This is a genomic window from Alphaproteobacteria bacterium (assembly GCA_019746225.1).
Classification (GTDB): Bacteria; Pseudomonadota; Alphaproteobacteria; order Paracaedibacterales; family VGCI01; genus VGCI01.
Window position 1 is genome coordinate 21,800 of sequence record JAIESE010000072.1, and the last position, 7,234, is coordinate 29,033.

Genomic DNA, 7,234 nt, shown 5'->3' on the forward strand with positions numbered 1-7,234 from the left:
AGATGGTCATAATTTTGTGGGATTGTCAGGATAAAGAGTTTTCTTCAATTCTTTAAAATGTTATTGAATTTTGACCATCACTGTTTTGTTATTAAAACTCGTAACCCTAAAAAATACTAACTATAAGGTGATGAGAGTGGTTTCTAAAGCACCAATAACTTCCTTCTTAGTGAAGGTGGCGTCTAGATGTAATCTCAACTGTGATTATTGCTATGTGTTTAACCATGCGGATCAATCATGGAAAAGTATGCCTCCCCTTATGTCTGAGGCTGATAGAAAAAATATTGCTGAAAGAATTGGTTCATATACAAAAATCCATAAGATTCCTCATTGTTTAGTTGCTTTTCATGGCGGTGAGCCTCTTTTGATGAAGGCCTCTAAAATTGTCGAAACAGCACAATGGATCCGAGAAGCTGTTTCAGAAGATACAATAATTGATTTTTCATTACAAACAAATGGTGTTCTTCTTACAGATGATATTCTAAAGCAATTTAGCGAGGCTAATATTGGTGTCTCGTTAAGCCTAGACGGCCCAAAGATGGCAACAGATCTTCATAGAGTCACTCATAAAGGAAAGTCAAGCTATGAAGGCGTTATGTCTGGATATCAAAAGCTCACAAACTACCCCAATATCTTTATGGGTGTTATCTCTGTTATTGATCCAAGGGTAAAGCCAAGAGAGCTTCTATCATTTTTTAATGATCTAAATCCCCCAAAAGTCGATTTCTTATTACCTGATGCAAACTATATAGCTCCACCCTTTCTTCGAGATACAGATCCAGATATATACTTAAATTGGATATTAGAAGCTTTTGATCTGTGGCTCGATGAGTTCCCCAACCTAAAAATTCGACTTTTTGATACTTTGCTCCAAACAGTCATTGGCTCTCAATCAGGAACTGACTTTTTTGGTTTTGGAAATGTAACCATGCTCACGATTGAAACGGATGGAACATTTCATGATCTCGACGTTTTGAAAATTACGACCGAAGGATATTCTTCTCTTGGCTTGAATATAAGAGACCATACAATTGATGAGGCTGCTAATTCACCGAATATACAAAGGCACAATCAACTTTTGAGCCTGGAGGGGGTTTCAGCTAAGTGTAAAGCTTGCCCTGTAGTTCAGATTTGTGGTGGCGGTTCAGTGCCTCACAGGTATAACAAAAACGGTTTTGATAACCCTACAGTTTATTGTCGAGAAATGTTAGGGTTGATTACCCACGCTCAAAAGAGACTGAATCTACTTCTTGGGAATAAACTAAAGAAGCAGGAATCTCCAACTACAGCTGCATTAAAAGTAGACCCAAGGGTTTACAACACTGCAATAGATAACAATTTTGAGTTAAATCGTGTCTATGAAGATTGGTGTGAGCGTACCTTTTTAAAATTTGAGCAAGCTATTCAGTACGGGGCTTCTTTTGGTGACACAATCAAAAAAACGATAGAACAATACAATCAACTGCCACTAGAGCTGAAAAAACAGGTTTCTTATATGCCATCAGCAAAATTGTGGGCGAAAACGCTTCTTAAAAAAAGGGATGGTTCAACGCTTTATGATTTTGATGGCAAACCTTTGGATATAGACAACATCGATATCGAAAATCTTTTGCTTGGTGTTGCTAAGAAGGAATCTGGCCAATTACACATCCATCCCGCTGATAATTGGCTTCGTAAACCTTTTGGAAGCAAGGTGGTTTATGAAGATGACGCATTTATTTCAAAGGGTGAGAGCCTAATTGATGAAGCTTTATCTATTGTCAAAGAGTATAATCCAGAGCTTAAGAAAGAAATTCTCCGTTTGTCACCAGTTATTGTCTTAATACAGGATCCTAACGCTGATCCAGAGAGTTTTGTATCTTTCAGCGATAATGAAGTTCCGGGGGCTTTATACATATGCATACGCCACAGCAACTCTTTTGCAAGCCCTTACGATATTGCCGATTCCATTATTCATGAACACCGACACCAAAAACTGTATCTATTAGAAGAATTTAGCCCAGTAATTACTTCGAATTTTCCTTATGTTTCTTCTCCCTGGCGCAAAGAGCCAAGACCTGTTTCTGGTTTGTTTCACGCTGGGTTTGTATTTAATGAATTAGAAAAATTTTGGCATTACCTGTCTCGTAATGAATCAGGAAAACTTCTTGAAAAATCATTAAGAGAGACTCAAAAAAATCAAAGGATGTTAAGGCAAGCCTTCTCAACTTTGGATGATTGTCCATTAACAGATTTAGGCAGAGAGTTCTTAGATCTTTTTAAAAAGGAGCTGAATGATGAGTACCAAAGACCTTATGTTAATGAAACAGCCTATGCTTCTTAAAAACACAGGAACAATTGTTCTCCTTCTTGCTTCACTGATATTCACCTTACAAAGACCTATCGTATGTTCAGAATCCAAAGAGGATGGTTCGGGTAGTTCTTCGAGAACATCCAAATCTTCTTCGAAGCGTTTAAAAACAATGCCCAATGATGTGCTTGAAGAAATAACGGCTCCGGCACATGAAAGCAAAGCGCAATACGCATCAGAAGCTGACGTACATTTAGTGAGGGGAAAAATAACTAAAAGAAAAACAAAGAATCCCCCAGATAACTACTTCTGGAGTATATTTTATCATCAAGAACGTGCTGGCAAGGTTTCAATTGACTTAATTGATGAGCCCCTTCTGGGTAGACATGCGTCAATACAAATCTTTCTTAATAAAAAATCTCAAGGAATGCATATAGGAAGAATTGCTTATGCTACAGCTTGCAATTTGTCACATTATGACGTTGTATATGCTTCAATGAGAAAAAACAATCTACCCTCTTTCCGATCTGCTCAAGCTGCAGGCTTTAAAGAGGTAAAAAACCCAGCGTTTGCCCAGTGTGTTATGAAATGGGTACGACTAGTAAAATAAACAAGTCCTTGACATGAGTACCTTGATTATGGAGAAGTCTCCCTCTGCCCTTAATGTTATAGCGTTTTGTTTTTCAAAGTTTTTTGCAGTTATTAGAGATGATAAGCGTTTGTTAGGGGTGTTTTTTGTAGCTGTCACTATATTTGTTGTTGCATTGCTATTTAATATAACTCTCCCATTAATTTTAAAGTTCATAGTCCAATCTATAGATAACAAAAGTACCAATCCCCAACTATTTCTCATTGCAGTTTGCGGATATGGCTTTATGTGGACCGTAGCTCAAATTGGTGAACATATTAGAGAAATGACAAGTGTTCGTGCTATTGAGCGAACACTTAGGAAGCTTACAACTTCATTCTATGAGGCTGTTCTTAAACAACCCAATCTTCACAAGAGACTACCTTCTACTGGGTCCATTATAAATACCCTCGCAATTTTTAGAGAGGGTTACCAAAATTTAATATGGGGTCTCCTCTTTTTTCTTCTTCCAACGCTTCTTGAAATATTGTGTGCTTGTGGAATACTTTGGTATCTTTATGGGGGTTTTTATAGCAGCATCTTATTTTTTACCATTTCTCTATACGCAATATGTACTGGATATGGCGTTTCTCGTTATTTGAAGCACCAGACTCAAGCCTTTGAGCTCTCTGGACAGGTATCTGGTTTCTTAAGTGATCGTTTGTTTAATATTGAGACTGTCAACTCTTTAGGGTCTCCAACGAGGGAATTATCTCTATTAAATGAGAAGCTCAGTTTCTTAGAAGAGAAGACGACAAGAACAAAGCAGCTTTTTGAAACCGTTCGGGTAATGCAAGGCATTATCATAGGATGTGCTTTGACCTTAGTTACTTATAAATGTGTGAGTAACATAATCGCTGGCCAGCAGGGCTTAAGTGATTTTATTTTAATCAATAGCTACATAATCCAATTTTTCTCTCCACTTTCCTCCTTAGGGGTGGTTATGAATGACTTATATAAATCTTTTGCTGAAGTTGCAGGGTTTATTGAATTAGTTAAACTATCTGAAGATGAAAAAATTGTTTCAGGAACTATTCTTCCTAAGAGTAAAGTTCATTCAATATCGACTAGGGATCTTTGTTTTTCTTATAATGACAAGAATTTTTCCTTCGCTTTAAAAGATATTAATATCTCCTTGGAGGCTGGGTGGAAGATTGGGATAGTGGGCCCATCTGGATCAGGTAAATCAACCTTAGGCAAACTACTAGGGGGATTATACCTTCCGGAAAAGGGGGAGATATTTTTTGATGGGATCCCATATTCTTCATATGATCGTCAGGCTCTGAAAGCCTCCATTGCACTTACACCTCAACAGGTACAACTATTTTGCGATTCAATGAGAGGTAATATACTGTATGCTAACCCCTTTGCAACGCCAAGAGAGCTAAATGAAGCCATACAGGCAGCTCAATTAAAGGAAGTGATTGATCGTTTGCCTAATGGGTTGGAAACGTTCCTGGGCGAACAGGGAGCTTGCCTCTCAGGTGGTGAAAGGCAAAGAATAGGGATTGCAAGAGCTCTTCTGAAAAAGCCACAGCTATTCATATTAGACGAACCAACTTCATTTTTGGACCTCCAAACTGAGGAGCTTATCCTTGCATATTTTAGGTCACTGCAAGGTGTATCCACACAAATTATGATTGCACACCGTTTAAGAACGATCATGGACGCAGATTGGGTTCTATATATGGAAAGAGGGGAAGTAATTGCACAAGGAACCCCACAATCCCTCCTTCAGACTTGTTCATCTTTTAGGGCTCTATGGGAACTTGATACAAGAGAATTTGCTAATGAAAGCACAGTAACCCCTCTTCAAGTGAAGATTGGTTAATAGTTTACAAAGAACGAAACATTTAGCCGTCGAGTCCTCAGGATTTGGGAGGCAAATTGAGGGTGGGATAAAAGAATAAAATGATATATGGATCACTATCTACAGAATATTATGATCTTGTTAAGCCAAAGGCATTTCCTGAAGAACTAGCCTTTTATAAAGAAAGATTGGATGGTGCCCAGGGGCCCATTTTAGAGGGCATGTGTGGGTCGGGTCGCTTATTGCTTCCTCTGCTTCAAGGGGGACTTAAGATAGAAGGCTTGGATTACTCACAACCAATGCTAGAGAGATGTCGGGTACAAGGAAATGAATTAGGCTTAGCTCCAGTCCTTTATCATCAGTCAATTGAAACGGTCTCCCTTCCTAAAAAGTATGAAGTCATTATGATTGTTGGGGGGTCATTTCAACTTATTTTTCCTAGAGAAAAAGCAATTGAAGCTATTCGAGTTGCTAAGGCTCATTTGGTCAAGGGAGGTAGATTGTTTCTAGATACATTCATTCCCTGGGAATTCCTTTATGAAAACGCAGAGGAAGAAAATTTTGTAAATAAAGTAAAAACAGCCTCTGGCTCATCCATTACACTTACCAGTCATACAGTCGCTAACAAATATGAGCAGTGCTTTACCAGTAAAAATACCTATCAAGAAACCATGGAAAAGACAGTGCTTCAAACGGAAAAGGAAGAGATGCCAGTTTTATGGTATTATCACCATGAAACGGTCCTTCTATTAGAATCTTTAGGATTTAACAAAGTTATAGTACATCCCAAAAAACTAGGGAAGCATCCTGAATTAACTGTATATGAAGCTGTGAACTGAGATTTTGTATACATATAAAATTAGAGTAAAGGATAGTTAGATAACCTAATTAACAAAAGTTCAAATAATTTTTAGGGCACCCTCTGAATGAGGTTTAAATGAAGCAATCGAACTAGGGGTTTGCGCCAGACTGATCCCTACCCAAACACTCCTGCCACTTTATTAGTTGCCGCCTTCAAATGTTCTAGCTCTAAATGCGCATAGCGCGTGGTAGTTGCTATGTTTTTATGTCCCAATAACTTTGATACTGTATACAGGTCAACACCCTTCTTTAAAGCAAAGCTAGCAAAGGAATGACGCAAGTCGTGAATGCGAACATCAGGGATACCTGCAAGAGTGCGCACCTTATTCCAAGTACCACGTATGTTAACTAAGGGTTTTCCAGAAACATTGCCACAAAAAACATAAGGATTATTCTCTTGTCTTTGAAGATGAGCAAATATTTGTATAGCTTTATCATTTAGAGGAATGGTTCTTACCCCAACTTTACTATCCTTTAAATAAAGATAACCGTCATCCAGATGAACACCATCCCATCGCAGTTCAAGGACTTCGCTAAGACGGCATCCAGTATATATAAGAAGCCAAATAGCCGCGACCGTATAAGGAGAAGACTGTGAAAAAGTCATAGTTCCCAATATCTGTTCAAGCTTTTCTAATTCAATAGCCGTTAAAAAACGTTCCATTTTTTTATCAGGAGATTTTGTCACCCCCTTACAGGGGTTGCTGTTCTGTTCCCTGTATCCCCAAAGTTCTGCCTGATCAAAAGCTGTGCTTAATAAGGTTAAGCATTTCCTACAATTGCCCTTAACATGAGATAGCGAGTCTTTGAACGCTAAAATATCTCCTCGCTCTATATCAGCAATTATTTTAGATCCAAAATAAGGCAGAATATCTTTTTGCACCCTACTTTTGTTTTTATTTATGGTACTAGGTTTATGTTTCTCAAGAATATACTTGTCGGTGAAGATTTTCCAAAAGTCAGAAAATAAAAAAGTTTGCTTTGCTTCAGCTTCCTTCCTTCTATTGGTGTCCTTGGGATTTATTCCTCGTGCTAAATCTCCCGCCCACCCTCTAACGATTTCGCGCGCAATTTCACAAGTAATGTTGCCATGCACACCAACCTTGAGTCGTTCTTTCCTAGAGCTTTTGTAGCGGAACAAGAAATAATAGGTTTTTCTGCTTGAAGGGTGAATCTTCACACCCAACCCCTTAAGGTCTGTATCCCAAACTTCGTAAGGCCTATCCTTAACTTTTAAGGAATCTACATATGTCTTGGTGAATTTCGGCATTTTTTATTCCCTCCTAATCATTAAGGTTGTCCTATAAAAAATGTACCACATATGTACCAATAGAGAAAGAAAAAGATAGATTTAAGAATATCTATGGATAAGTTGGCTCCAACTAAACTAATTAAAATCAAATAGTTGTATAATTTTTGAGAACTAGAGAGACATATTGAGAGATCAATATTGTCGCCCTCTCACGGCGGCAACACGGGTTCGAATCCCGTAGGGGACGCCACTCCTAATTAAATTCCTCGTGAATTTTTGCTCACCCTCATTTTTTCCTACTTTTTGCCCTTAAAATCTGTTATACTTCTTTTTGTAAGTTGCTTTAGAAGTTCCAAGTCCTGACTTAGACCTCTTTAAGCGGCCCTATTATTG

At 38.2% G+C, this 7,234-nt stretch carries 5 protein-coding genes and 1 tRNA gene; 5 read left to right on the plus strand and 1 reads right to left on the minus strand.

All coding sequences use genetic code 11. The features are described from left to right. The first annotated feature begins 136 nt into the window (after positions 1–136). The 4 genes from K2Y18_10250 to K2Y18_10265 all read left to right on the plus strand — a co-directional run bounded on the left by K2Y18_10250 (position 137) and on the right by K2Y18_10265 (position 5,567). Entirely contained in the window at positions 137–2,323 is a 2,187-nt protein-coding gene (locus K2Y18_10250) for an FxsB family radical SAM/SPASM domain protein (GenBank protein ID MBX9806109.1), read from the plus strand. After that, complete coding sequence (locus tag K2Y18_10255; protein ID MBX9806110.1) at positions 2,274–2,900, plus strand: hypothetical protein; 627 nt, start codon at positions 2,274–2,276, stop codon at positions 2,898–2,900. The genes K2Y18_10250 and K2Y18_10255 overlap by 50 nt, the downstream gene beginning before the upstream one ends. Before the next feature lie 13 nt (positions 2,901–2,913). Next, positions 2,914–4,749 carry an ABC transporter ATP-binding protein/permease gene (locus K2Y18_10260; protein MBX9806111.1) on the plus strand — a complete coding sequence of 612 codons (1,836 nt, stop codon included), beginning with the start codon at positions 2,914–2,916 and terminating at the stop codon, positions 4,747–4,749. 80 nt (positions 4,750–4,829) lie between these two features. Further along, entirely contained in the window at positions 4,830–5,567 is a 738-nt protein-coding gene (locus K2Y18_10265) for a class I SAM-dependent methyltransferase (protein ID MBX9806112.1), read from the plus strand. A 137-nt stretch (positions 5,568–5,704) separates the two neighbouring features. Here the strand turns inward: K2Y18_10265 and K2Y18_10270 are convergent, their stop codons facing one another. Next, complete coding sequence (locus tag K2Y18_10270) at positions 5,705–6,859, minus strand: tyrosine-type recombinase/integrase (protein ID MBX9806113.1); 1,155 nt, start codon at positions 6,857–6,859, stop codon at positions 5,705–5,707. A gap of 95 nt (positions 6,860–6,954) precedes the next feature. Between K2Y18_10270 and K2Y18_10275 the strand changes: the two genes are divergently transcribed. Next, a tRNA-Glu gene (locus K2Y18_10275) sits at positions 6,955–7,091 on the plus strand. Positions 7,092–7,234 lie beyond the last annotated feature (143 nt).

Excerpts from the sequence above, each read along its gene's own strand:
- K2Y18_10270 (MBX9806113.1), bottom strand. The coding sequence starts at position 6,859 with ATGCCGAAATTCACCAAGACATATGTAGATTCCTTAAAAGTTAAGGAT.
- K2Y18_10260 (MBX9806111.1), top strand. The coding sequence starts at position 2,914 with ATGAGTACCTTGATTATGGAGAAGTCTCCCTCTGCCCTTAATGTTATA.
- K2Y18_10265 (MBX9806112.1), top strand. The coding sequence starts at position 4,830 with ATGATATATGGATCACTATCTACAGAATATTATGATCTTGTTAAGCCA.
- K2Y18_10255 (MBX9806110.1), top strand. The coding sequence starts at position 2,274 with ATGATGAGTACCAAAGACCTTATGTTAATGAAACAGCCTATGCTTCTT.